This window comes from Citricoccus parietis (assembly GCF_042433045.1).
Lineage (GTDB): Bacteria > Actinomycetota > Actinomycetes > Actinomycetales > Micrococcaceae > Citricoccus > Citricoccus parietis.
This window is the reverse complement of the sequence record NZ_JBHLWH010000039.1, coordinates 122,520-146,597: the sequence shown is the minus strand read 5'-3', so window position 1 is coordinate 146,597 and position 24,078 is coordinate 122,520. Positions and strand designations below refer to the sequence as shown.

Genomic DNA, 24,078 nt, shown 5'->3' with positions numbered 1-24,078 from the left:
ATGACCAAGCCCCTCTTCGTGCTGAACGGCCCCAACCTGAACCTGTTGGGCCAACGCGAGCCGGACAAGTACGGCACCACCACCCTGGCCGACGTGCAGGCGCTCTGCGAGCGGGCCGCCGCCGAGCAGGACCTGGCCGTGGACTTCCGCCAGTCCAACCACGAGGGCACCCTCGTGGACTGGATCCAGGAGGCCCGGGCGGAGGCGAGCGGGATCATCCTGAATCCCGCCGGCTACACCACCACGTCCATCGCCATCATGGACGCGCTGCTGGCCGCCGAGCTGCCGCTGGTGGAGGTGCATGTCACCAACATCCACCAGCGCGAGGAGTTCCGGCATCACTCCTACGTCTCCAAGGTGGCCAACGCGGTCATCGCCGGAGCCGGGGTGCACAGCTACGAGCTGGCCGTCCAGCACCTGGCGCGGCTGGTCCGCGCCTAAGGCCCCACAGCAGAGCACCACGGACCCGACGCCGGCCGGCCGGCTTCCAGCGGACGTCTCCGTCCGGCGTCGTCCTCCCCAGAATCTGCAGGTCGAAAACGGCCCGCGACACGCCGCATTGCCGGTGCGTCGCGGGCCGTTTTCGACCGCCAGTTGTGTCAGGGGCTAGCCGCGGATATCGATCGAGGCGGAGGCCCCTGAGCCGGTGCGGCCGTCAGCCTCGGTCACGGTCCCGTCCGTCTCCTCGTCCCCCTCTGCTGCCAGCTGGCCGCAGGCGCCGTCGATCTCCTTGCCGCGGGTGTCCCGCAGCGTGGTCGGGATGCCGGCGGCCTCGAGGCGGTTGATGAACTCGTCCGTGACGTCGGGGTCGGAGGAGGTCCAGATCGAGCCCGGCGTCGGGTTCAGCGGGATCGGGTTCACGTGCACCCAGCCGCGGCCGCGGGCGTTGAGCTTCTTGCCCAGCAGGTCGGCGCGCCAGGCGTGGTCGTTCATGTCCTTGATCAGGGCGTACTCGATGGACACGCGCCGGCCGGTTTTGACGAAGTAGTTGTACGCCGCGTCGATCGCCTCGTCCGCCTTCCACCGCGAGTTCACCGGGATGAGCTCGTCCCGCAGCTCGTCGTCCGGGGCGTGCAGGGACAGGGCGAAGGTGACCGGGATGCCCTCCTCGGCCAGCCTGTTGATGGCCGGCACCAGGCCCACCGTGGAGACGGTGATGTGGCGGGCGGACATGCCGAGTCCTTCGGGAGCCGGGTCCACCATGCGGCGCACCGAGGCGATGACCCGCTTGTAGTTGGCCAGCGGCTCGCCCATGCCCATGAACACGATGTTGGTGACGCGCTCGGCATTGTGGCCGCCGTCCCTGCGCAGGCCGCCCAGGGCACCCTCGGCGATGACCTCGTTGGCGCGGACCACCTGCTCCACGATCTCGGCCGTGGACATGTTGCGGGTCAGCCCGTTCTGGCCCGTGGCACAGAAGGGGCAGTTCATGCCGCAGCCGGCCTGGCTGGACACGCACAGGGTCACCCGCCCCGGGTAGCGCATGAGCACCGACTCCACCAGGGCGCCGTCGAACAGGCGCCAGAGGAACTTGATGGTGTCACCGTTGTCCGTGGTGAGCCGCCGGACCTCGGTCAGCAGCGGCGGCATCATCTCCGCCACGAGCTTCTCCCGGGCGTCCTTGGGCAGGTCCGTCATCCGGTCCGGGTCCGAGGTGAAGTGATTGAAATAGTGGTTGGAGAGCTGCTTGGCGCGGAACGCCGGAAACCCGAGTTCGGCCACCTTGGCCTGGCGTTCGGCGAGCGTCAGGTCCGCCAGGTGGGTCTTGGGCTGCGCCACGCGGGGCTGCTTGAACTGCAGCAGCGGCCGGCCGTCGTCGGTGGTCTGCTGCTTCCAGCCCTCGGCCTGGGGACGGACCTGGGGCCGGTCCCCCTCCGTGGCGGCCGGGTTGGAGAGCATCCGCCCGTCCAGCGGCCCGCCGATTCCCTGCTGCTGCAGCCGGGCACGGTCCTCGGCGATCTGCTGTGCCTCGGTCTCGTCGATCAGGCCGCGCTTGGGGCGGTTCAGCTTGAGCTTGCCGTCCCGCGCATGCTCCAGGTGGGCGTCCCCGGGGTCGGCCGCGGGGACAGCCGTGTCCCGACCCTGCTGCGCCTTCCGGCGTGCCGAGGTCCGGTCAGTGCGGTCCGTACCGTGGTCCCCTCCGCGGGGACGAGAAGTCTCAGCCATCCCTGCCATTCTCCCATGAGAGTCCAATTCGGTCCCAGGCCGGCCACTCTGGATTTTGAGTCGAGTTCCGGTGGGTATCAGCCCGGCCGGCACCCACCCGAACTCGACTGAAAACGAGACCTGAGAGGCACGATGCCGGCTGGCTACCCCTCGATCGTCCGGTCCCGGCCCGCCAGCCAGCCGAAGGCCGCGGCACCGAGCCCAGAGGCGGCGAACAGCCAGGCCGCCGGCCCGAAGGACCCCGTGGTGGCGAAGATCTGACCGGTGATGAAGGTCCCGGCCGAGCCCAACCCGTAGCCCAGACCCTGCATCATGCCGGAGACCCGGATCGCCATGTGGGGCGTGGTGCTGCGCAGCGTGATCATGGTCAGGGCCAACGCGGTCAGCGCACCCTGCCCCACACCGAGGATGCCGGTCCACCACCAGATCCCGGACAACGGGCCGTGGATGGCCAGGATGAAACCGCCGCCCGTGAGCACGGCGGCGGCCACATTCAGCCACGACTGCGAACGCAGCCGCGTCGCCCAGACCGGGCCCAGGAGCGAGCCGGACATCTGCAGGATGATGGAGAAGGCCACGATGCCCCCGGCTGCGCCGCCATCGATCCCGCGTTCCCGGAGGATCGGGGCGAGCCAGGCGAAGCAGGTGAAGGAGGTCATGGCCTGACAGACCATCATGGCGGTGATGTGCCACGCGACCGGGGAGGTCAACGGACTGCGTCCCGTGGTCGAGGTGGAGACCCGGGCGGAGGAACGGTGCCTCAGGAGCACGGGGATGAGCAGTGCCGCGGCCACCGCCACGGGCACGGCCCAGATGCCCAGGGCCAGGTTCCAGTCCCCCACCGCCTCGTAGAAGGGGAAGGTCAGTCCGGCGCCGAAGGCCGCGGAACCACAGATCGCGGTGGTGTACAGCCCGCTCATCAGGCCCTGATGCTCGGCGAAGTCCTGTTTGACGATGCTGGGCAGCACCACGTTGGCCAGGGCGATCGCCGCTCCGGAGACCACGGTGCCGGCCAGGAGGGGGAGCATGGCGCCGCCGTCGGGAACGGGGACCGAGCGCAGCACCAGGCCGAGCGTCAGCAGCACCAGCGCCCCCGCCAGGACCTGCCACGTGCCGAAGCGGCGGGCGAGGACGGGTGCGAGCGGCGCGAAGACCCCGAGCAGGGTGGCCGGAACCGTCGTCAGCAGGGTGGCACCCCAGGCCGGCAGGCCGGTGGCGGCGACGATCTCCGGGAGGATGGCCGAGAAGCTCGAGAACAGGGTCCTCAGGTTGAGGGACACGAAGACCACGCAGACCGCCAGGTAGACCCACGAGACCGCCGAGGGGCGGTTCGAGGGCCCGGACGCCGGTGACGTGGTCATCCCAGCATTCTGCCAGCGCGGTGCCCGCTCACGGCGAAACCTCGCGAGCCGGCACAGCCGGCACAGCCGGAACCACCGGTGCCATCGGCGCGGTCCAGAATTCGGTGGGGAACGTGGCGCCGGCGGAGCAGGCGAGGCCGCCCATTCCGGGCCGGCCACGGGTTCAGACCTGGAGGGTGCGCACCACCAGCCGCGCGGGCAGCTGACGCCATCGCCGGGGAAGCCGCGGGTACACCGCCCGAAGCACGCCCCACAGTGCATCCTCCCGGCGGGAGTCAGCCCCGTCCCAGTCGAGGCCGAGCTGGCCGCGGATCCTCGCGGGCAGCATCCCTGCCGAGACGAACCGCACCAACGGCATCAGTCGCCGGTGCCACCACGGCGCCGCCTCAGCGGCGAACAGGTCCCGGCAGATCGCCCGGGCGTCGTCCGTCACCTCCAGGTTCACGACGGCGGCGTCCCAGTACCGCGCGAAGGCCGCCCGGTCCTCGGGCCAGAGGTCGGCGGGCATGCCCAGCAGGGTCCCCAGGACGGCGTAGTCGCGATAGACAGCCTCGGCCTCGGCCTGACTTCCAGCGCTGTCAGGGCCCGCGGAACCTCCCGCAACAGCGGCCGGCCACTCGCCCCAGATCCGCCACCGCGCCTGCTCAGCCGCCCAGTAGAGGGTGGCTGTGACCCAGAGCTGGGCCTGCGGATCGGCGGCGGAGTACGAAAGTCCAGTGGCATCCGTACCCTGGACCGGAGCGTGCGCGGCGCCCACCCAGCCGGCGACCCGCTCCCGCGCAGCCCCCGCCTCCGGGAGCACGGCGGCGTAGACGAACTGCAGGGTGTGGCGCAGACGCTTGAGCGGGTCGGCCGCGAAATCGGAGTGTTGTGCCACCCCGGCGCCCACGGACGGGTGGGATACCTGCAGCAGGATCGCCGCCCCGGCGCCGGCCAGCACCACCGCCTCCCGGGCCAGGTCCTCCGTGCGGGTCGGTGCGGTCATCGCGGGCCCCCGGGCCCGCCTGGACCTATCGTCCACCCGCGGTAGGCGGGCCGGCCGTCCGGCTGCCGGGCCGGCGTCGTGAACGGTGCGGTGGAGGCCGGGACCGCAGCGGTGGCGGGCCGCTGCGGCGCCGGTGGAACAGCCTCGTCAGTCTCCTGAACCGCATCCACAGCATCCACCGCCTCCTGGACGGCTGCGTCCCGGGCCCGGTCGCCCATGCCGGCCTCGGTGAGCACGGCATCGAGGTTGCGGATGAAGACCACCAGCCAGGCGTAGATCACCCCACCCATGGCGAGTTCGAAGCCGGTCAGGTTGTAGTAGCGCAGCGGGAACCACAGCAGGGTGGCGATGATTCCCAGGCCGAGCATGAGGTAGGTGCCCACGTAGACGGCGGCCGGGAAGCCGGGGAGCCAGAGCTGGATGCTGGCCAGCAGCACGATGAAGACGACGCCGAGGACGCGGATGAACGTGGAATGGACGGGGTCGGAGAAGTTGATCGGGACCACCCCGGCGCCCATCATGCACAGCCCGATGATGAACAGGGACCAGCGCAGCACGCCGATCCTCGCCTTGCGGATGCCCAGCCTGGCTCGGGCCCGGGCCCAGGTGAACAGGTCCTGGGTGATGAAGGAGGACAGGGTGGTCAGCACCAGCCCGGAGACCGTGAGGGTGGTGTTGAACGTCCAGAAGGACAGGATCCCGGCCTGCCCGGTGCCGAGTTCGGAGAAGAAGGCGTGCCACCAGAACGGGTTCTCCGCCAGGAGCATCGAGACGATCATCCCGGAGGCCATGAACAGTGCCAGCAGGGTGGACAGGGACCGGGTAGAGATCCGCGCCGAGGAGTTGAACCCGAGGTAGCCCGCCACGGTGCCGGTGAGCGTCAGCATGACCGTGGACGCGATGCCGTCCACGGTCAGACCGGTGAAGGCCTCCTGGAACAGGCGGAACAAGGCCAGGCAGGCCATCACCGCGATCGCTCCGTGGACCACCACGAGCCCGACGGCGTCCGCCACCATCCAGCCCCAGTGCCGTTGCGTCATCCACTGGTGGGTGGTGCGCGTGGAGCGAGCCAGCCCCACCAGGCAGGCGAGTCCGGCGGCCACGGCGGTCAGGATGGCCGCCGCGGTACCCACCGACCAGTCGCCGGACAGGGGTGCACGGCGGCCGAAGAACACCAGCAGCCCGACGGCGGCTCCCGCGGCTCCGGCGGCGATGGCCACCCAGATGGCCAGAGACTCGCGGGCCACCGGGCTGGTGAGCCGGCGGACCGACAGGAGCCCTTCGAGGGGGCGGGGATGGCCCTCCGGGACCCTGGTCACCGACGGTCGACCGGTGGCGGTTGCTGGGGTTGCGCTGAAGTCCGTCACGTTGACGATGGTGGCACGCGGTGCTCACCCGGGCCCAATGCCTGACGCGTCATGGACGGACGCACGGAACGACCTTCTACCGTTTTAATGCCGACTGGACTATGCTGATTCATACTCCGTTTACCTTTTGTTCACTTTGCGAAGGGGGCGGACTCGCCAACAAGGGTTGGCGGGACCACATAAGGAGGTGCCCATGACCACCCATGTCATGACCGAGAACCTGGCCACCGAGGCCGAGATCCGCTCTGCCCGGACGGCCGGCCGCCACGCGATGGCCCCCGCCACCAGCAACGGCATGAACGGCTCATTGCCCACCGGGGCCAATCAGATCGTCCATGCCCACGTGCTGTCCCGTGGAGTCACTGACCTGCAGGCGACGTTTGCCCAGGTCCTGGACGGTGGCCTCATCCGCCGCACCGTCCACTCCGCCTATCGCGAGCTGAACCGCACGGCCCGACTGAAGACCTACCTGCCCACCCTCGCCCTGAACCAGGCCGAGACCCGCCTGCGCGAGATCGCTGACCGCACCGCCGCGGCCGGCGCTCCCGGGGTCAAGACCGTCGAAACCCTAGACGGGATGACAGCAGCCGCCTGATCCCCCACTCCCACCCAGGAGCAGCCATGACCACGCACCAGAACCCCTTGGACACGGCTCCGGACCATCACGGGTCCGATGCCGCCGATGCGGCTGGCGCCGTCCCCGAGTTGGACCGCCACGTCCTGGAACGGACGGCGGCCCACCTGCACGAGCGATATGCCCAGGTGGCTGATCGCGACACGGTCGACCGGATCCTGGAGGAGACGTACCGGGAGATGGACCGCCGGGCGGCCGTGAAGACCTTCCTGCCCCTGCTGGCCGGCAACTTCGCGGACAGCCAGCTGCGCGCGCTCGGGATCGCCCAGGGGATCATCGAATCGCCCCTGCCCCGCGTGCTGTTCATTGATGACGCCAACGCCGGTCGGTCCCAGATGGCCGCCTCCCTGATGCTCAAGCACTCGGAGGGGCGAGTCACGGCCCGCTCCGCCGGCCTGGCGCCGGTGGGCCACCTCTATGAGGATGCCGTGGCCGTCATGGCCGAGATCGGCATCCCCCTGGACCAGGCCTACCCCAAGCCGCTGTCCGGGGATGTCCACGCCGCCGCCCAGCACGTGGTCACCCTGTCCTGTGGCAACCAGGTGGACCAGCTGCCCGGCAAGGACTACCGCGAGTGGGACATCCCCAACTTCGTGGGACGGTCCCTCGAGGACATCCGGGCCATGCGAGACGACCTCGAGGCGCGGGTGCTGGAACTGATGCGTGAGGTCGGCGTCGATACTGCCGCCAGCGCTGGGACCGACGCTGGTGCCGGCACAGGGGCTGGCGCTGACTCCGGGGCTGGGCACGATCGTCGCGACCATCCGCCCCTGCAGATGAGCGCCTGACGACCCCGCCCCACACTCGTGGGGGCTCTGCACCACAGGCGGGCACAGGGTCCACACCGGCCAGTGGCCCGGACCGGAGACCCGGCGGCCTATCATCACGGCATGACTGACTCGACGCACGGACCCGGCCACCAGCACGGTGCCGGATCCTCGCGGAGCCGACTCGCGATCGCCTTCGGCATCACCGCCAGCATCCTCGTCGCCGAGGTGATCGGCGCCTGGCTGACCGGGAGCCTGGCCCTGCTCGTGGATGCCGGCCACATGCTCACCGACGCCGGCGGCCTCCTGGTCGCGCTCATCGCGGCCAACCTGATGCTGCGCCCAGCCACCGACCGCCGGACCTGGGGACTGCTCCGCACCGAGGTGCTGGCCGCCGGCGCCCAGGCCACGGTGCTGCTCGCCGTCGGAATCTATGCGCTCATCGAGGGCTTACGGCGCCTCGCCGAGCCGGCCGAGGTTGACGCCGACGGGCTGCTGGTCTTCGGCATCATCGGCCTGGCCGGCAACCTGATAGCCCTCGCCGTCCTGGCCGGCGGCCGGGATGGGTCGTTGAACCTGAGGGCCGCCTTCCTGGAGGTCGTCAATGACGCCCTCGGCTCGGTCGCCGTCATCGTCAGCGCCGTGGTCGTCGCGACCACCGGCTGGACCCGTGCGGACGCCCTGGCCGGGATGGTCATCGCTGCTCTCATCCTTCCGCGCGCGTTCGTGATCCTGCGGGAGGCCGGCAGCGTCCTGCTCGAGTCCGTTCCCCGTGAACTGGACCTGACGGAGATCCGGACCCACCTGCTCGGGCAGCCCCACGTGCTCGAGGTCCATGACCTGCACGTCTCCCGGATCGACACCGGGACACCCGTGCTCACGGCCCACGTGGTGGTGGAGCACGGCTGCTTCGGGGACGGCCACACCATGGAGATCCTGAGGTCACTGCAGGACTGCGTGGCCGAGCACTTCGCGCTGCCCCTGGACCACAGCACCTTCCAACTGGAGCCGCCCGGCCACCGGGACCAGGAGGGGCACCTGCACTCCTGACCCGCGCCGGAAGGGCCAGCGACCACACCGGCCGCGGCATCAATCGTCAGACGATCCGCTGGAGTTGCACACAGACGGAACGTGATACCCCCTGGGGGTACTTGCATTAATACCCCTCCGGGGTATACCTTCGAGTCATGAGCACTGACATCACGGACCCTCACGGCGCCTCTGGCCCGGGCGCCCAGCCTGCCTCGGTCAACGCAGGCACGGACACTGCAGGCGGGGCGCACCACGGATACAGCCCCAGCAAGGACGCCTACCTCAAGCGGCTGCGCCGTATCGAGGGACAGGTCCGTGGCATCTCCAAGATGGTGGACGAGGACAAGTACTGCATCGACATCCTGACCCAGGTCGCCGCCGCCACCAAGGCCCTGCACGCTGTCAGCCTCGGCCTGCTCGAGGACCACATGGGTCACTGCGTGGCTGATGCCGCCCGCGAGTCCCGGGACACCGGCAATGACGAGGCCGTGCAGGCCAAGGTCGCCGAGGCCACCGCCGCCATCGCCCGGCTCATGCGCTGACCGGCTCGCCGCCGGCCGCACCACACGACATCACCACCCCACGGAGGATCACCATGACCACCACCACCGACATCAAGATCAACGGCATGACCTGCAACCACTGCGTTGCGAGCGTCACCGAGGAACTCCAGGAGCTGCCGGGTGTCACCGGCGTCGACGTCACCCTCGTGGCCGGAGGGACCTCCATCGCCACCGTCACCACCGAGGGACGCGCCCCGGCCCCCGAGGACCTGCAGGCCGCCGTCGAAGAGGCCGGCTACGCCGTGGCCACCCCCGGGCTCGATCTGGCCTGATCAGGTCTGATCGGTCCTGATCCAGCCCGAGCGCCGGCAGGACAACAACCGGCCGGCAACGGCCTGCAGGGAACACGAGATGAACAGGAGAGCTTGCCATGAGCGAGACAGTGAAGAGCGCAGCCGCCGAGGACAGCGGCACTCGCCGGCTGGATCTGGATATCACCGGCATGACGTGCGCCTCGTGCGTCGGACGGGTGGAGCGCAAACTCGGCAAGCTTGAGGGTGTCACCGCCACGGTCAACCTGCCCCTGGAGACCGCCGCCGTCGCTGTTCCGCCCTCCGTCACGGACGAGGAGATCATCGCCGCCGTGGATCGGGCCGGCTACTCGGCCTCGATCCGCCGCGCACCCCATGAGCACACCTCCACCACCGCCACGGGCTCTGGTCACCCTGCGCCCGGCCACGGCGCGGAGCCGAGCGACGGTGACCACTGCAACCACGGACCTGACGGGTACGAGGGACACGAAGACCACCTGAACCACGGCCCCTCGGGCGACGTGATCAAGCCCCGACTCATCGGGGCCGCCGTCCTCACCATCCCGCTCTTCCTGATCTCCATGGTGCCTGCCCTGCAGTTTCCCCACTGGGGCTGGGTGGCCCTCGCCCTGGCCACACCGGTGACCTTCTGGGCGGCCTGGCCGTTCCACACCGCCGCTTTCAAGGCCGCCCGCCATGGATCCTCCACCATGGACACCCTCGTCTCGATCGGCGTACTCGCCGCCTGGGGCTTCTCGACGGCCGAACTCCTGCTGGACCCGGCCATGACCGCCCACGCTGGCGCCGCCATGGGCGGTGGTGGCATGGCCAGCATGGCTGATCACCAGCTGTACTTCGAGACCGCCGGCGTGGTCACCACGTTCCTGCTCCTCGGCCGCTGGTTGGAGGCGCGCGCCAAGAAGCAGGCCGGCCATGCCCTGAAATCGTTGCTGGATCTCGGTGCCAAGACCGCCACGGTGCTGCGCGACGGCGTGGAGGTCACCGTTCCGGCGGCCCAGCTGGTGCCCGGTGACGAGTTCGTGGTCCGCCCGGGTGAGAAGGTCGCCACGGACGGCTACGTGGTCTCCGGCCATTCCGCCGTGGACACCTCGCTGATCACCGGTGAATCGGTCCCCGAGGAGGTCGGCCCGGAGGACACCGTCACCGGTGCCACCGTCAACACCTCTGGACGGCTGCTGGTCCGCGCCACCCGGACCGGCTCGGACACCACGCTCGCCCAGATGGGCCGGCTCGTCTCCGACGCCCAGACGGGCAAGGCCCCGATCGCCCGGCTGGCGGACCGCATCTCCGCGGTCTTCGTGCCGATCGTGCTCGTGATCGCCGTGATCACCTTCGCCCTCTGGCTCCTCTTCTCGGGTGACCTGCACGCGGCCTTCCGCGCCGCCGTCGCCGTCCTGGTCATCGCCTGCCCCTGCGCGCTGGGCCTGGCCACCCCCGTGGGCCTGCTGGCCGGCACCGGCCGGGCCTCACAGCTGGGTATCCTCATCCGCGGCCCGGAGGTCCTTGAGGACACCCGCACCGTGGACACGATCGTGCTGGACAAGACCGGCACCGTGACGGCCGGCGACCTCGCCGTCAGCTCCGTCACGCCCCTCAACGGCCACGACGCCGATCAGGTCCTGCGCCTGGCCGGAGCCGTCGAGTCGCACTCCGAGCACCCGATCGCCGCCGCGATCACCGCTGCGGCCCGTGAAGCCGCTGCCTCCGCCGGCACCACCCTCCCCGGGGTGGACGGATTCACCTCGGCGGCCGGCGGCGGCGTCCTGGGCACGGTCCAGCAGACCGCACCCGGTCCCGGCGAGCCTGAGTCGTCAGTTGCCGTGGCGATAAGGCGCCAATCACCACAGCAACTGACGACTCAACGCCAGGGTGGGTCTATCCCGGCTGACACCCGGACCCACACCGTGGCCGCCGGGCGGTCCAGCTACATCTCCACCCAGTTGGACTCCGGCGCCCTGACCGCCGCTGAGGAGCAGCAGCTCGCTGACGCCGAGGCCGCGGGCGCCACCGCGATCTGGGTCTCCGTGGACGGCCAGGTCGCCGGGATCATCTCCCTGCAGGACACCATCAAGGAGTCCTCGGCTCCGGCGATCGCCGAGTTCACGCGACTCGGACTGCGCCCCATCCTGCTGACCGGGGACAACGCGCAGGTCGCCGCTCAGGTGGCGGCCGCCGTCGGGATCTCCGCAGGGGATGTGTTCGCCGGGGTGCGCCCCGAGGACAAGGTGGCCAAGGTGATCGAGCTGCAGGAGGCCGGCCGCGTGGTGGCCATGGTGGGCGACGGCGTGAACGACGCCCCTGCCCTGGCCCAGGCCGACCTCGGGATCGCCATGGGCTCCGGGACGGATGTGGCCCGTGAGGCCGCCGACATCACCGTGATGGGCTCGTCCCTGGGCCAGGTGGTCCAGTCCGTGCAGCTCAGCCGGAAGACGCTGGGCATCATCAAGTCGAACCTGTTCTGGGCCTTCGCCTACAACACCCTCGGCATCCCGGTGGCCGCCCTCGGCCTGCTCAACCCGATGCTGGCCGGCGCAGCCATGGCCGCCAGCTCCGTCCTGGTGGTGGCGAACTCACTGCGGTTGACGCGGTTCGGGCGCTGACCGCACTGACCGCGCTCACCACCCGCTGACCGGCGCTGGCCAACCGCCGCCCGGGCAACCCTAGTGCGAGGACATCTCTCGGGCCGCCGGCACGGGGCGCTGATCGAACACCGTGCATCCGACCTCCTGCTCGGCCTGGTTGTGGATGGAGAGGTCGATCCCGGAGCGGTCCCGGACCAGGCTCACGGCGATCAGCGCCACCACGCACATCCCGATGAGGTAGACGGCGATGGCCCCGGAGGATCCGGTGGCGTCCAGGAGGGCCTGGGCGATCATGGGCGCGAACGCCCCGCCGAGGATGGCGCCGATCGCATAGGAGATGGACACCCCGGAGAACCGGATGGAGGCGGGGAACAGCTCCGAGTAGAGGGCGGCCTGCGGTCCGTAGGTCAGCCCGGTGCCGATGCAGATGATGCCCAGGCCCAGGTAGAGGTTGGCCAGGCTGCCGGTGTCGATGAGCAGGAACAGGGGCCAGACCGCCAGGATCAGCCAGACATAGCCGAGCTGATACGTCCGTTTCCGCCCGATGTAGTCCGAGAGGATTCCGGCTCCGAGGGTGGAGAGCAACCACACCGCGGCGGCGAACGTCATGGCGATCAGCACGTCGGTGTTGTCCAGCCCGATGTCGTCAGAGGTGGCGTAGGAGGGGATGAAACCGCCCGTGGACATGTAGCCCACCGAGTTGGGTCAGGTGGTGAAGATCGGCTCGAAGAAGTCCGTCAACTCGTCCGTGGCGGTCAGCGGCAGCACGGCGGCCACGTACTGGTCCGGACGGACCACCACGATCACGCCGTCGCGGCTCAGGCCACGCGCCTCGAAGAAGTCGTCCTCCGGGTCCACGCCCCAGACCTTGTTGAGGTTGGAGACCTGGAACCGGCCGACCTGCGGGCGGAAGATCGAGGGCGTCGTCATCAGCTCCACCTCCTCGTGGGGCTGCTGGTAGACCACCTGGACGTCGAACAGCGCGTCCAGGTCCCGGCCCGCGGGGGTGAAGCGACGGACCGGGGACGCCTCGGAGTCCAGCCATTCGGCCCAGGTCCGCAGTGCCGAGTCCTGGGCGGAGGACACCTCGGCATCGGCGAAGGCGTAGATCCGCCAGCGCCCGTCCGCCATGTGCTGATGACCGAAGCGGTGTGGAGTGGTGTCGGAGACGCGCTTGGCCGGGTGGGCCTTGAAGCGCTTGCCGAGCGGGAACCCACTGGCCAGAGCCTGGTGGGAGGCATCGGCCACGAGCATCCCGGCCGGGTACTCCGTCATGAAGCCGGCCGGGAATTCCGCAGTCTTCTGGTAGAAGTCCTCCAGCGCGGTGGCGCTCTCCAGCTCCTCCGGCTTGGCGGCCATCATCGAGGACCACTCACGGTCGAAGTCGATGAGCTTCTGGGCCACCGGCTGCCGTTCGGCCGAGTAGGTCGAGAGCAGCGATTCCGGGCTGAGCCCGGTCAGTACGTGGCCCAGCTTCCAGCCGAGGTTGAACGCGTCCTGGATGGAGACGTTCATGCCCTGTCCGGCCTTCGCCGAGTGGGTGTGGCAGGCGTCGCCGGCGATGAACACGTGGGGGTGGCGCTGGCCGACGTCCTCGGCCTGGACGTCGTCGAACCGGTCCGTCACCCGGTGACCCACCTCGTAGACGCTCCACCAGGCCACGTCCTTCACGTCCACCGTGTAGGGCGAGACGATCTGGTTGGCCTGGGCGATGATCGATTCGATCGGGGTCTTGCGCACGGCACCCGCATCGTTCTGGTCCACTTCGCCGAGGTCCACGTACATCCGGAACAGGAAGCCCCCCTCTCGCGGGATGTGCAGGATCGAACCGTGCTCGGACTGGATGGCGCACTTGGTGCGGATGTCCGGGAAATCGGACTCGGCGATGACGTCCATGACGCCCCAGGCGTGATAGGACACGGCACCGACGTGCTGGGCGCCGATGTCCCGCCGGACCTTCGAGTGTGCGCCGTCCCCGCCGACGACGTACTTGGTGCGGATGGTCCGGGTCTCGCCCGGGTTCACGCCGGACTGAGCCGTCTCACCGGTGCGCTTCAGCGTGACGGTCACCGGGTACTCGCCCTCGCCCACCTCGAGGGACACGAACTCCCAGCCCCAGTAGGGCTCCGTGCGGGACGGTGCATGGCGGGCGAACCGGGCGAAGTAGTCCAGCACCCGGGCCTGGTTGACGATCAGGTGCGGGAACTCGCTGACCCCGGCCGGGTCGTCCACGGCCCGCGCGGTGCGGATGATGTGGCCGCTCTCCTGGGGGTCCGGCTTCCAGAAGTTCATCTCGGTCAGGTGGTACGCCTCGGCGACGATCTCCTCGGCGAACCCGAAGGCCTGGAACGTCTCGACGCTCCGGGCCTGGATGCCGTCGGCCTGGCCGATCGCCAGCCGCTGCGGGCGGCGATCGACGAGGCAGGTCATGACCTCGGGGAAGCTGGCGAGCTGGGCGGTGGCGGTCATGCCGGCCGGCCCTGCGCCGACCACGAGGACGTCCATGGCCTCGGGCAGCTCGGCGGAACGGTCCACGCCCACGCCGGCGGCGGGCTGGACCCGCGGGTCCCCGGACACGTACCCGTTGTGGTGAAACAGCATGTGGTCTCCTCTACAGGTGGTCTAGCGTTCTATTCGGTGGTGCCGGTGGCACACCAGGTGTCGGCGAGGGCCTCGGTCGCGCGGGCCAACAGGGCGACGTCGGCCGCCACGTTGACGAAATCGGCGCCGGCGGCCAGGTAGTCCCGGGCCTGGTCCGGGGCGAAGGCGTTGACGCCGACGAACGTGCCGGCCTCCCGGGCCTGTCCGATCACGGTCTTCACCGCGGCGACGACGTCCGGATGGTTCTGCTGCCCGATCAGGCCCATGGAGGCGGCCAGGTCGGAGGGGCCGATGAAGATCCCGTCTACGCCGTCCACTGCCGCGATCTGTCCGGCGGCGGCGACGGCGGCCGCGGACTCGATCTGCACCACCAAGGTCACCAGGTCCCCGGCACGGGCCAGGTAGTCCGGGATCCGGTTCCAGCGCGCCGAGCGCGCCAGGGCGGACCCGACCCCGCGCATCCCGCGCGGCGGGTAGTGCATCGCGCGGACGGCCCGCTCGGCGTCCTCGGCGCTGTCCACCATCGGGATGACGAGGGACTGCGCACCCAGGTCCAGGTACTGCTTGACCAGCACCGGGTCCAGGGCGGGCACGCGGACCACGGGGATGACCGGGTATCCGGCCATGGCCCGCAGCTGGGACTGGATGGTCTCCAGGCCCAGCGGGGCGTGCTCGCCGTCGACCAGGAGGAAGTCCATGCCGGCGGAGGCACAGATCTCGGTGACGGACGGGTCGGCCGAGTTGATGAACATCCCGGCCGGGGCCCGGCCGCCCCGGTCGGCGCGCGCCTGCGCGCTGAACAGGTCCTTGAGACTGGGCTGCGGATCTAGGCGAATTGGCATGTCACGGTCCCCAGGTTCCCGTAGTCGGCGTAGACGGTGTCCCCGGCGTAGACCCACATGGGCCGGGTGAAGGAGCCGGCCAGGATGATCTCCCCGTCCTCCAGCACGTCCCCGTGCCCCGCGATCCGGTTCGCCAGCCAGTGCACCCCGTTGGCCGGGTGGTTGAGCACCCCGGCGGCCACGCCCGTCTCGATGATCTCCTGGTTCCGGGACAGCATCCCGGCCACCCAGCGCAGGTCCACGGCGTCGGGCGCCACCGGGCGGCCGCCGAACACCATGGCGCCCATCGCGGCGTTGTCACTGATCGTGTCCGTGATCGTGCGCCCCTCCATCTCGATCCGGGAGTCCAGCACCTCCAGCGCCGGCACCACATACTCGGTGGCGCGCAGGACGTCGAACAGCGTCGCCCCCGGGCCCGCCAGCGTGTCCTTCAGCACGAAGGCCAGCTCCATCTCGACCCTCGGATGCGTGTAGCGCGACCACTCGAAGATGTGGCCGGACTCCATCACCATGTCGTCGAAGATCACCCCGTAGTCCGGTTCATCGATCCCGGTGGCGTCCTGCATGGCTTTGGAGGTCAAGCCGATCTTGTGACCTGCCTTCTTCCGGCCGGCGTCGATCTGCCGCTGGGCCCAGATCCCCTGGACCGCGTAGGAGTCCTCGATCCCCATGTCCGGGTACCGCGCCGTGAGCAGGGGAACCGGCTTCCGGTTCTGTCCGGCCTGGTGCAGCTCATCGGCGATAGCAACGTGCGTTGTGTGGTCAAGCATGTCCGTGCCTCCCCTGCCTCTACAGCTGGTGTCCGAGTTTGAAGCCCTTGGCGGCCTCACCCTGGTAGGTGCCGTCCTGGTCCCCTTCACGGGTGTAGGAGAAGCCGTCGGCGCCGATGGTCACGTCCATCTCGGACTTCTCCTCGCGGGCCTTGAGCTCCTGCGGCGTGCCATCCAGGTCCAACACCAGCGAGCCGTCGGTGTACCAGGACGGGACGACGGGGTTGCCCCACCAGTCACGACGCTGGTTGTCGTGCACGTCCCAGGTGACGACGGGGTTGTCCGGGTCGCCGGTGTAGTAGTCCTGGGTGTAGACCTCGACGCGGTGCCCGTCCGGGTCGCGCAGGTACAGGTAGAACGCGTTGCTGACGCCGTGGCGGCCGGGACCGCGCTCGATCGAGTCGGAACGGCGGAGTGCGCCGAGCTTGTCGCAGATCGCGAGGATGTTGTGCTTCTCGTGCGTCGCGAAGCACACGTGGTGCATGCGCGGGCCGTCGCCGCCGGTCATGGCCGTGTCGTGCACGGTGGGCTTGCGACGCATCCACGCGGCGTACACCGTGCCCTCGTCGTCCTGGATGTCCTCCGTGACGCGGAAGCCGAGGTCCTGCATGTACTTCACCGCGCGCGGCACGTCGGGCGTGATCTGGTTGAAGTGGTCCAGACGCACGAGCTCACCCGGGATGTGCAGGTCATAGCGCCACGACATGCGCTCGACGTGCTCGCTCTGGTGGAAGAACTCGTACGGGAAGCCCAGCGGGTCCTCCACGCGGACGGAGTCGCCGATGCCCTGGGTGAAGCCCTCCTTGCGGCGCTCCACGCGGCAGCCGAGCTCCTCGTAGAACGCGACCGCCTTGTCCAGGTCCTCGGGTGCGCGCACCCGGTACGAGAACGCCCGCACCGCGGCCAGCTCGCCCTTGCGCAGGATGAGGTTGTGGTGGATGAACTCCTCTGTGGAGCGGAGGTAGATGACCTCGTCGTCCTCCTCGGTGACGTACAGCCCGAGGATGTCGACGTAGAACTGGCGGGACGCCGCCAGGTCGGTCACGATGAGCTCCATGTAGGCGCAGCGCAGGATGTCCGGGGCCGGGGCCTGCGGGGTCGGGACGGGGTTGTCGGAGACGATTGGGGCTTCCTGGGAGACGTAGAAGCCGGAGGACGTCATCGTCCGGTCGTCAAGGTGGGTCATGATGGTCCTTACTCTGTCGGGGACGTCGGGGCGGACGGGGCAGCCTGGGTAGACAGCCCGTCGGGCGCGGAGCAGTTGGGTCCGGTCACGCCTGCAGGTCCTCGGCGGCCTGCTCCTGCCGGCCGAAGACGGGGTTGTGGACCTCACCGAGGTTGATGTGCACGGCCTGCTGGTCCGTGTAGAAGTCGATCGAGCGGTAGCCGCCCTCGTGGCCCAGGCCGGAGGCCTTGACACCGCCGAAGGGGGTGCGGAGGTCGCGGACGTTGTTGGAGTTCAGCCAGACCATGCCCGCCTCGACGTTCTGGGCGAAGTTGTGGGAGCGCTTGAGGTCGTTCGTCCAGATGTACGCGGCCAGGCCGTACTTGGTGTTGTTGGCCAGCTCGAGGGCCTCCTCGTCCGTGTCGAACGGGGTGATGGCCACCACCGGGCCGAAGATCTCCTCCTGGAAGATCCGGGCTTCCGGGGAGACGTCGGCGAACACGGTCGGCTGGATGAAGTTGCCCTCGGGGAACTCCTTCGGGCGGCTGCCGCCTGCGGTCAGGCGGGCCTCGGACTTGCCGATCTCCACGTAGGACATGACCTTCTCGAAGTGCTCCGGGTGGACCAGGGCGCCGACCTCGGTGGTCTCCTCGTGCGGCAGGCCGACCTTCACGCGCTTCGCCTGGGCCGAGTAGCGCTCCACGAACTCATCGTAGATGCCACGCTGGACCAGGATGCGGGAACCCGCGGTGCAGCGTTCGCCGTTGAGGGAGAAGACGCCGAAGACGGTGGCGTCGATCGCGGCGTCCAGATCCGCGTCTTCGAAGACCACCGCCGGGGACTTGCCGCCGAGTTCCATGGAGAGGCCCTTGAGGTAGGGGGCCGCGTTGGCGAAGATGATCTGCCCGGTGCGGGATTCGCCGGTGAAGGAGATCAGCGGCACGTCCGGGTGCTTGACCAGGGAGTCCCCGGCGAAGCCCTCCTCGCCATAGCCGTGGACCATGTTGAACACGCCGGCCGGCAGACCTGCCTCCTCGAAGATGCCCGGCCAGAGGGAGGCGGACAGCGGGGTGAACTCCGCCGGCTTGAGCACCACGGTGTTGCCGGTGGCGATCGCAGGGCCGAGCTTCCAGGACTCGAGCATGAAGGGGGTGTTCCACGGGGTGATGAGTCCGGCCACGCCGATCGGCTTGCGGTTGACGTAGTTCGCCTGGCGGCCGGGGACCTTGAACGCGTCATCGTGCTGGGCCACGATCAGGTCCGCGAAGAAGCGGAAGTTCTCGGCGGCACGGCGGGCCTGGCCCAGGGCCTGGGAGATCGGCAGCCCGGTGTCGTAGCACTCCATCTCGGCAAGTTCTTGACCGCGGGTCTCCACGATGTCCGCGATCTTGTGCAGGACGCGGGAGCGCTCACGCGGGAGCATGGTCGGCCAGGGGCCGTTCTCGAAGGCGTCCTTGGCGGCGGCCACGGCGGCATCGATGTCCGCGACCTTGCCGGAGGCGGCCTGCAGGTAGGGCTGGTTGGTGACCGGGTTCAGCACGTCGAAGGTGTCGCCGTCGATGGAGTCGACGTGCTTTCCGCCGATGTAGTGCTGGATTGTCGAAGGCAGGTTCGCGGGAACGAATTCAGTGGTCTGGTCAGACATGGTGGTCCTCTCGGTCGTCAGGCTGATGGGGAGTCGGCGTCGCCGTTGCTGGCGGCGACGTGGTCCAGGTAGGCGTTCAGGGTGTTGAGGCGGTGGTGGCGGGCGGCCTGCTCCACGGCGGCGAACTCGGCGCCGGCGGCGATCAGGTCCAGCAGGTGGTCGTGTTCGGCCACCGAACGGTCGGCACGGTGGGGGACGTAGGCGAAGGTCGAGGAGCGCAGCGCCGCCAGGCGGGCCCAGCCCCGGTGGACGAGGTCCAGGATGTGGCTGTTCTGGTGGTGCTCGAACAGCACAGAGTGGAATTCCTTGTTGAGCCGGGTGAACTCCACAGGGTTGAAGTCCGCCAGGAGCCCGCGCATCCGCTCGTTGATCGCCCGGGCCCTCTCGATCTCCTCCGCGGTGATCAGGGGGGCGCACAGCGCGGTGGAGTATCCCTCAACCAGGGCCAGGGTCTCCATGGTGTCGTGGTAGATCTCCGGGTCGATCCCGATCACGGTCGCCCCGACGTTGCGGGTGTAGGCCACCACCGACTCCGACTGCAGGCGCCGGATGGCCTCCCGCACGGGGACCACGGACATCTCCAGTTCGGTGGCGAGCTGGGCGAGCACCAGCCGGGCTCCGGGGGAATAGCGGCCGGCGTTGATGCCGGACAGGATCCGCTGGTAGGCCACGTCCGCCTTGGACGAACCCGTCCCGGTGTCCTGATCGCCTGCCCCCCGGTTCACGGGGTCTCGTCCTCCGGCCGTGCTGGCGGTGATCGTGGTCATCACTCGCCCCGGTTCGCGCGGGAGTCGCGGCTCGCGCGGTAGTCCGCATACTTCGACTTCCACTCGGCGTTCGGCGGGAACAGCCCGTCCACCGGGTGCCCCTCGGCCACGCGGTCGAACACCCAGGCGTCCTGCTGCTCCTGCTCGTAGGCATCGTTGACGACCTCCTCCAGCAGTGCCGGGGGAACCACGACCACACCGTCGTCGTCACCGATGATGATGTCCCCGGGCTGGACGGTGGTGCCGCCGCAGGCGATCGTGCCGCCCACCTCCCAGGGGATGTGGCGCCGGCCGAGCACGGCCGGATGCGCGCCGTTGGAGTAGACCTGCAGGCCGACCTCGGCGACGGCCGCGGAATCCCGCACGCCGCCGTCGGTCACCACCGCCGTGGCCCCACGGACCTGGGCGCGCAGCGCCAGGACGTCCCCGAGGGTGCCGGTGCCCGTCTCGCCGCGGGCCTCCATGACCACCACGTCGTGCGGCTCCACGGTGTCCATCGCGCGCTTCTGGGCGTTGAACCCGCCGCCGAAGCGCTTGAACAGGTCCTCGCGGTTGGGCACGTAGCGCAGGGTCTTGGCGTAGCCGAGGATGCGCTGGCCGGGGTGGGTGGGCCGCACGCCGTCGATGGTGGCGTTGTCGATGCCGCGCTTGCGCAGCTGGGCGGTGATGGTGGCGACCGCCGCCTCCTCGATCTTGGCTCTCAGCTCGGCCGTGAGCAGGGTGCGGTCCGCGGCGGGAGTGTCCGGCACGTACCGATAGGCCCCGACGTCGGCCGGCTCGGCCGGCAGGCCGGCGGCGTCCCGCGAGCCCCAGGCCTCAGCACGCTGGGTGTCGTCCACCTGCGGCTGGGCGCCGAAGTCGGGCAGGGCCTGGCCGGAGGAGCGCACGGGGGTGACGAGACGGCCGGTGCTGGGGGCGCCGGGCGCCTGCGGGGCATCCACCTCGACCTCGACGACGTCGCCGGGCTGGGCCACGGAGGAGCCGGCCGGGGTGCCCGTCAGGATGACGTCCCCTGCCTCCAGCGTCATCAGCTGGGAGAGGTCGGCGATCAGCTGGCCGAAGGGGAACACCAGTCCCTCGGTGGTGTCGTCCTGCGTCAGCTCGCCGTTGACCCAGGTGCGCACCCGGAGCTGCGCCGGATCCAGGCCGGCGGCCGGGATGACGTTCGGACCGAGCGGGGTGTACCCGTCACCGGACTTGTTCTTGAGATTGGAGCCCTTGTCCGCATGGCGCAGGTCGTAGAGGCCCCAGTCGTTGGCCGCGGTGATCCCGGAGACCTTGGACCAGCCCTCCTCCGGGGACACCCGGCGGCAGGTCTCGCCGAGGACCAGCGCGATCTCGCCCTCATAGGCCAGCAGTTCGGTGCCCTCGGGACGCTCGATCGACTCGCCGCTGCGGGCCACGGAGGAGCCGGCTTTGAGGAAGTAACCCGGGAACTTCGGGGACCTGCCGCGCTGGGCGATGCGGGAGGGGTAGTTCAGGTGCAGGGCGACGATCTTGCCGGGGCGATGACGCCGGTCGGAGAAATCAACCGGGTTCGGGGCCTGGCTGCCCTGATGGTCCGCTGCGGGTGTCTGGGTCATGGTCTCCTGCTCCTGTCGGCATCCGAGTCCAGTCATTCCGCCGGCGCCTCGCCGGTCCTCTGACTCCGGGCCCGCTGTGGCGCCCGTCTCGTTTCACCTTGATCGTATACGATCCCACGTGACCTTGAACACCCCCGGAGTTCTCCCGGCATGGCGGACGCCACTCCGGACGGAGCGTTCTATCCCAGAAGACCGGGCTGGGGCCGGGACATTGTGTCCCGGCCCCAGCCCTGTCTTCTTCGATGTGAGTCGTCCTGATGCCTTCTCCGTCAGTCCGCCCTCATGACCTCATCAGGCGACCAGCAGCAGCATCAGCGCGCGTCGGAGTCAGCCCACGGGCAGCGGGCGCGGGGCCGGAACGGCGCCCGCCATGGACTCGACCATGTACTCGGCCACGACGCCCTGGGAGATCGGCAGGTCCAGCACGAACACGCCCTCGGCGCCCTGGTCCACCCACTCCCGCAGGGCGTCCAGGTCCTGCAGGCTCCGCGCCTTGATCCCTTCGGCGCCGAAGGCCCGCCCCACGGCGGCGAAGTCGACCTCGTCGATGAGCATGGCCTGATCGTCCAGCCCGCGCGCGGCGTACTGGTGCAGCTCGGCCCCGTAGGCGGCGTCATTGAAGACCACCACGACGCCCGAGCGGGCCTGCTTCACGAAGCTCTCCAGATCGGCCAGGGCCATCAGCCCGCCCCCGTCCCCCGTCACCAGCACGGTGGTCCGGTCCGGCCGGGCCACCGCCGCGCCGACGGCGGACGGGAACCCGAGGCCGATCGACTGGAAGGCGGTACCGACGAACAGGTGCGAGCGAGCGTCCGGGACGGAGCACATCAGCGGGATCCAGCCGATGAAGTGTCCGCCGTCCTGCACGAACGTCCGCTCGCGGGGCAGGACCTCCTCGAGGGCCAGCGCCATGGTGCGCGGGTCCAGTCGACCGTCGGGTGCCAGCCCCAGGGGAACGACGCCGGCCCCCACCTTCTCGGCGCCGGCCGCCTGATCCGCTGGGTCTGCCGCATCTGCCGGGTCCCCTTGACCCTCTTCGACCGCCCCGACCGCCTCGACCGACGCGTCCAGGCGCGGAGCCGGCGGAATCGGCTGGCGGGCCCGCCAACCGCCGTCGGCCCTGCCGTTCTCGAGCGGGCCGTCACCGAGGCGATCGGCGAGCGCCCGCAGGGCAGTGCCGGCATCGGCGAGCAGGAAGTGCTCGGTGCGCTGATGACGGCGCGCGGGGTCCACATCAATCTGCAGGACGGTCGCGGCAGGACCGAAGACCGTGCCATAGCGCATCTGGAAGGGGTTCATGCTGGCGCCGACCACCAGCACCACATCGGCCTGGCGCATGATCTCCACCCGCTCCAGGCGGCCGAAGCCCCCGGCAATGCCCAGGTCGCCCTCGGGGCCGGCCACATTGCGGGCCATCACGGAGGTCGCCAGTAGGGCTCCCACACGGTCGGCCAGGTCTCGCAGCGCCTCGGGGCCGCCCGGGGAGTCCAGCACACCCCGGCCGGCGACCAGCAGCGGCCTCTCCGCCGTGCGCAACGCGGCGGCCAGCGGATCCAATTCGGCCTCGATCGGGGCGTCGTCCGCCGACCCACGATCGATGGGCCCTCCATCGGCCGGCGAGCCGTCGACGGGCAGTCGCTCGGCCGGCATCGGGCGCGATCCGGACTCAGCCAGGGCGGAAGCCGAGCTCGCCTCGACGCGCCCGGCGTTCCCCACCTGGGCCTCGACCGGGGTACTGACCGGTACCTCCACGAGGTCGTAGGGGATCGCGACGACGACGGGGCGCCTTCCGGACGTGGCGCGCGCGTAGGCGTCGCGCACCTGAGCGGCCGGGGCCCGGGCATCCAACCGGATGGTCTCCACGCCGGCGGCAGCGGCCATCCCGACCTGGTCGATGTCGAAATAGCGGGGCCCCGTGGTGGGGACGTCACCCACGATCAGCACCAGCGGGATCCGCGCCAGCGAGGCCTCCGCCAGGGCGGTGAGGGTGTTGGTGAAGCCGGCACCGTAGGTGACGGTCGCGGTGCCGACCCGGCCCGAGGCGCGGTAGTAGGCATCGGCGGCGGCGACCGCTCCCGCCTCGTGCCGCACCGTCACGAGGGGGAACCCCGTACTGGTCAGCTCACTGATCAGGTGGGCGTTGCCGTTGCCCATCAGGCCGAAGAGCAGGTCGGCCCTCTGCCGGACCACGCCGGCCACGGCCTGGGGGACAGTGGGGCGCACGGCGGAGTCACCGACGACGGGGGAGGTCCCGGAGAGGTCGGCAGGCCCAACCGCCGCGGTGAGCTCGGTGCGCGAGGCGGTCGGGGCGGGTGCAGCGGTCACGGTGGAACTCCTCGGCAATGGACGTCAGGTCTTGCCGAGAAGTGTGGCCGGTCAATCTTTACTGCGCAATCGAACCAGCCTCAGCTGCACACCCTGTGCATTCTGACGCTCTTATCGAGTCAATCACTGGACATCATGACCAGCAAAGTCCGGTCCTCGTGACCTCAGTAGGTCGAGTCGGCCACCGCATGCAGCAGAGGCAGCGTGCGCCCCTGGATGTGGGTCCGCAGGGCCAGGGAGGAGGACGTGCGGGCCACACCGGCCAGTTGGGAGATCCGGTCCAGCACGTCCTGCAGGTCCTGGCCGTTGCGGGCCACCACACGCAGGTGGAGATCGTGGTCCCCGGTGACCGTGTAGAGGTCGGTGACCTCCGGGATGGCCGCGAGGATCGCCTCGGTCACCGGCCCGTGCCCCACGTTCTGGATGATGTCCACGAAGCAGAAGGCCACCAGGTCGTAGCCGAAGCCCGCCGGATCGACCTGCGGGACGATCGCCGAGATCACGCCCCGTGCCTGGAGCCGGGCGAGCCGGCTGGTCACGGTGCCGCGGGCCACCCCCAGCCGGCGGGCACATTCCAGGATGGGCAGCTGAGGATGGTCGGTCAGCAGCTGGACCAGCCGGGCATCGAGGTCGTCGGGTTGCATGGCGCCC

General features: G+C 69.9%; 21 protein-coding genes. 7 read left to right on the top strand and 14 right to left on the bottom strand.

The window, feature by feature from the left end:
• Positions 1-441, top strand: coding sequence for a type II 3-dehydroquinate dehydratase (gene aroQ, locus ACFFIO_RS13745; RefSeq protein ID WP_378042636.1), 441 nt, complete (start codon positions 1-3; stop codon positions 439-441).
• A gap of 165 nt (positions 442-606) precedes the next feature.
• On the opposite strand, the gene rlmN is transcribed toward aroQ, so the two are convergent.
• The 4 genes from rlmN to ACFFIO_RS13725 all read right to left on the bottom strand — a co-directional run bounded on the left by rlmN (position 607) and on the right by ACFFIO_RS13725 (position 5,879).
• Positions 607-1,899 carry a dual-specificity RNA methyltransferase RlmN gene (gene rlmN / locus ACFFIO_RS13740; protein ID WP_378042737.1) on the bottom strand — a complete coding sequence of 431 codons (1,293 nt, stop codon included), beginning with the start codon at positions 1,897-1,899 and terminating at the stop codon, positions 607-609.
• Positions 1,900-2,309: 410 nt separating this feature from the next.
• Entirely contained in the window at positions 2,310-3,527 is a 1,218-nt protein-coding gene (locus ACFFIO_RS13735) for an MFS transporter (RefSeq protein WP_378042634.1), read from the bottom strand.
• 163 nt (positions 3,528-3,690) lie between these two features.
• Positions 3,691-4,512 carry an oxygenase MpaB family protein gene (locus ACFFIO_RS13730; protein WP_378042633.1) on the bottom strand — a complete coding sequence of 274 codons (822 nt, stop codon included), beginning with the start codon at positions 4,510-4,512 and terminating at the stop codon, positions 3,691-3,693.
• Positions 4,509-5,879: a hypothetical protein gene (locus tag ACFFIO_RS13725; protein WP_378042631.1), complete on the bottom strand. Its 1,371-nt coding sequence runs from the start codon at positions 5,877-5,879 to the stop codon at positions 4,509-4,511. Before ACFFIO_RS13725 ends, ACFFIO_RS13730 begins: the two co-directional genes overlap by 4 nt.
• 193 nt (positions 5,880-6,072) lie before the next feature.
• On the opposite strand from ACFFIO_RS13725, the gene ACFFIO_RS13720 reads away from it, so the two are divergent.
• The 6 genes from ACFFIO_RS13720 (at position 6,073) to ACFFIO_RS13695 (ending at position 11,747) form a co-directional block, all read left to right on the top strand.
• Positions 6,073-6,474, top strand: coding sequence for a three-helix bundle dimerization domain-containing protein (locus ACFFIO_RS13720; protein ID WP_378042630.1), 402 nt, complete (start codon positions 6,073-6,075; stop codon positions 6,472-6,474).
• A gap of 26 nt (positions 6,475-6,500) precedes the next feature.
• Positions 6,501-7,301, top strand: coding sequence for an arsenate-mycothiol transferase ArsC (locus tag ACFFIO_RS13715; RefSeq protein WP_378042629.1), 801 nt, complete (start codon positions 6,501-6,503; stop codon positions 7,299-7,301).
• Between the two features lie 102 nt (positions 7,302-7,403).
• Positions 7,404-8,330, top strand: a complete 927-nt coding sequence (locus tag ACFFIO_RS13710; RefSeq protein WP_378042627.1) for a cation diffusion facilitator family transporter — start codon at positions 7,404-7,406, stop codon at positions 8,328-8,330.
• Positions 8,331-8,467: 137 nt separating this feature from the next.
• Positions 8,468-8,854, top strand: a complete 387-nt coding sequence (locus tag ACFFIO_RS13705; RefSeq protein ID WP_378042626.1) for a metal-sensitive transcriptional regulator — start codon at positions 8,468-8,470, stop codon at positions 8,852-8,854.
• Positions 8,855-8,907: 53 nt separating this feature from the next.
• Positions 8,908-9,147, top strand: coding sequence for a heavy-metal-associated domain-containing protein (locus ACFFIO_RS13700; RefSeq protein WP_378042624.1), 240 nt, complete (start codon positions 8,908-8,910; stop codon positions 9,145-9,147).
• 98 nt (positions 9,148-9,245) lie between these two features.
• A complete protein-coding gene (locus tag ACFFIO_RS13695; protein ID WP_378042622.1) occupies positions 9,246-11,747 on the top strand; it encodes a heavy metal translocating P-type ATPase in 2,502 nt (833 codons plus the stop codon).
• Between the two features lie 60 nt (positions 11,748-11,807).
• Here the strand turns inward: ACFFIO_RS13695 and ACFFIO_RS13690 are convergent, their stop codons facing one another.
• The 10 genes from ACFFIO_RS13690 to ACFFIO_RS13645 form a co-directional block, all read right to left on the bottom strand.
• Complete coding sequence (locus tag ACFFIO_RS13690; RefSeq protein WP_378042621.1) at positions 11,808-12,416, bottom strand: MFS transporter; 609 nt, start codon at positions 12,414-12,416, stop codon at positions 11,808-11,810.
• 18 nt (positions 12,417-12,434) lie between these two features.
• On the bottom strand, positions 12,435-14,330 hold the full coding sequence (locus tag ACFFIO_RS13685) for an FAD-dependent monooxygenase (RefSeq protein ID WP_378042620.1): 1,896 nt from the start codon (positions 14,328-14,330) through the stop codon (positions 12,435-12,437).
• 29 nt (positions 14,331-14,359) lie between these two features.
• Positions 14,360-15,172 (bottom strand): HpcH/HpaI aldolase family protein, encoded by an 813-nt coding sequence (locus ACFFIO_RS13680; protein WP_378042618.1) that lies wholly within the window; start codon positions 15,170-15,172, stop codon positions 14,360-14,362.
• Positions 15,157-15,942 (bottom strand): 2-keto-4-pentenoate hydratase, encoded by a 786-nt coding sequence (locus ACFFIO_RS13675; protein ID WP_378042617.1) that lies wholly within the window; start codon positions 15,940-15,942, stop codon positions 15,157-15,159. Before ACFFIO_RS13675 ends, ACFFIO_RS13680 begins: the two co-directional genes overlap by 16 nt.
• 19 nt (positions 15,943-15,961) lie before the next feature.
• On the bottom strand, positions 15,962-17,128 hold the full coding sequence (gene hpaD / locus ACFFIO_RS13670; RefSeq protein ID WP_378042616.1) for a 3,4-dihydroxyphenylacetate 2,3-dioxygenase: 1,167 nt from the start codon (positions 17,126-17,128) through the stop codon (positions 15,962-15,964).
• 85 nt (positions 17,129-17,213) lie between these two features.
• On the bottom strand, positions 17,214-18,752 hold the full coding sequence (gene hpaE / locus ACFFIO_RS13665; protein WP_378042614.1) for a 5-carboxymethyl-2-hydroxymuconate semialdehyde dehydrogenase: 1,539 nt from the start codon (positions 18,750-18,752) through the stop codon (positions 17,214-17,216).
• A 17-nt stretch (positions 18,753-18,769) separates the two neighbouring features.
• On the bottom strand, positions 18,770-19,519 hold the full coding sequence (locus ACFFIO_RS13660) for a GntR family transcriptional regulator (RefSeq protein WP_378042612.1): 750 nt from the start codon (positions 19,517-19,519) through the stop codon (positions 18,770-18,772).
• Entirely contained in the window at positions 19,519-21,102 is a 1,584-nt protein-coding gene (locus ACFFIO_RS13655) for a fumarylacetoacetate hydrolase family protein (protein WP_378042611.1), read from the bottom strand. Before ACFFIO_RS13655 ends, ACFFIO_RS13660 begins: the two co-directional genes overlap by 1 nt.
• Before the next feature lie 327 nt (positions 21,103-21,429).
• The gene (locus ACFFIO_RS13650) at positions 21,430-23,427 is read right to left on the bottom strand and encodes a thiamine pyrophosphate-binding protein (protein ID WP_378042609.1); all 1,998 of its coding nucleotides are present in this window, start codon (positions 23,425-23,427) and stop codon (positions 21,430-21,432) included.
• 164 nt (positions 23,428-23,591) lie between these two features.
• Entirely contained in the window at positions 23,592-24,071 is a 480-nt protein-coding gene (locus ACFFIO_RS13645; RefSeq protein WP_378042607.1) for an Lrp/AsnC family transcriptional regulator, read from the bottom strand.
• Between the last annotated feature and the right edge of the window lie 7 nt (positions 24,072-24,078).

Excerpts from the sequence above, each read along its gene's own strand:
- aroQ (WP_378042636.1), top strand. The coding sequence starts at position 1 with ATGACCAAGCCCCTCTTCGTGCTGAACGGCCCCAACCTGAACCTGTTG.
- rlmN (WP_378042737.1), bottom strand. The coding sequence starts at position 1,899 with ATGCTCTCCAACCCGGCCGCCACGGAGGGGGACCGGCCCCAGGTCCGT.
- ACFFIO_RS13735 (WP_378042634.1), bottom strand. The coding sequence starts at position 3,527 with ATGACCACGTCACCGGCGTCCGGGCCCTCGAACCGCCCCTCGGCGGTC.
- ACFFIO_RS13730 (WP_378042633.1), bottom strand. The coding sequence starts at position 4,512 with ATGACCGCACCGACCCGCACGGAGGACCTGGCCCGGGAGGCGGTGGTG.
- ACFFIO_RS13720 (WP_378042630.1), top strand. The coding sequence starts at position 6,073 with ATGACCACCCATGTCATGACCGAGAACCTGGCCACCGAGGCCGAGATC.
- ACFFIO_RS13715 (WP_378042629.1), top strand. The coding sequence starts at position 6,501 with ATGACCACGCACCAGAACCCCTTGGACACGGCTCCGGACCATCACGGG.
- ACFFIO_RS13710 (WP_378042627.1), top strand. The coding sequence starts at position 7,404 with ATGACTGACTCGACGCACGGACCCGGCCACCAGCACGGTGCCGGATCC.
- ACFFIO_RS13705 (WP_378042626.1), top strand. The coding sequence starts at position 8,468 with ATGAGCACTGACATCACGGACCCTCACGGCGCCTCTGGCCCGGGCGCC.
- ACFFIO_RS13700 (WP_378042624.1), top strand. The coding sequence starts at position 8,908 with ATGACCACCACCACCGACATCAAGATCAACGGCATGACCTGCAACCAC.
- ACFFIO_RS13695 (WP_378042622.1), top strand. The coding sequence starts at position 9,246 with ATGAGCGAGACAGTGAAGAGCGCAGCCGCCGAGGACAGCGGCACTCGC.
- ACFFIO_RS13690 (WP_378042621.1), bottom strand. The coding sequence starts at position 12,416 with ATGTCCACGGGCGGTTTCATCCCCTCCTACGCCACCTCTGACGACATC.
- ACFFIO_RS13685 (WP_378042620.1), bottom strand. The coding sequence starts at position 14,330 with ATGCTGTTTCACCACAACGGGTACGTGTCCGGGGACCCGCGGGTCCAG.
- ACFFIO_RS13680 (WP_378042618.1), bottom strand. The coding sequence starts at position 15,172 with ATGCCAATTCGCCTAGATCCGCAGCCCAGTCTCAAGGACCTGTTCAGC.
- ACFFIO_RS13675 (WP_378042617.1), bottom strand. The coding sequence starts at position 15,942 with ATGCTTGACCACACAACGCACGTTGCTATCGCCGATGAGCTGCACCAG.
- hpaD (WP_378042616.1), bottom strand. The coding sequence starts at position 17,128 with ATGACCCACCTTGACGACCGGACGATGACGTCCTCCGGCTTCTACGTC.
- hpaE (WP_378042614.1), bottom strand. The coding sequence starts at position 18,752 with ATGTCTGACCAGACCACTGAATTCGTTCCCGCGAACCTGCCTTCGACA.
- ACFFIO_RS13660 (WP_378042612.1), bottom strand. The coding sequence starts at position 19,519 with ATGACCACGATCACCGCCAGCACGGCCGGAGGACGAGACCCCGTGAAC.
- ACFFIO_RS13655 (WP_378042611.1), bottom strand. The coding sequence starts at position 21,102 with ATGACCCAGACACCCGCAGCGGACCATCAGGGCAGCCAGGCCCCGAAC.
- ACFFIO_RS13645 (WP_378042607.1), bottom strand. The coding sequence starts at position 24,071 with ATGCAACCCGACGACCTCGATGCCCGGCTGGTCCAGCTGCTGACCGAC.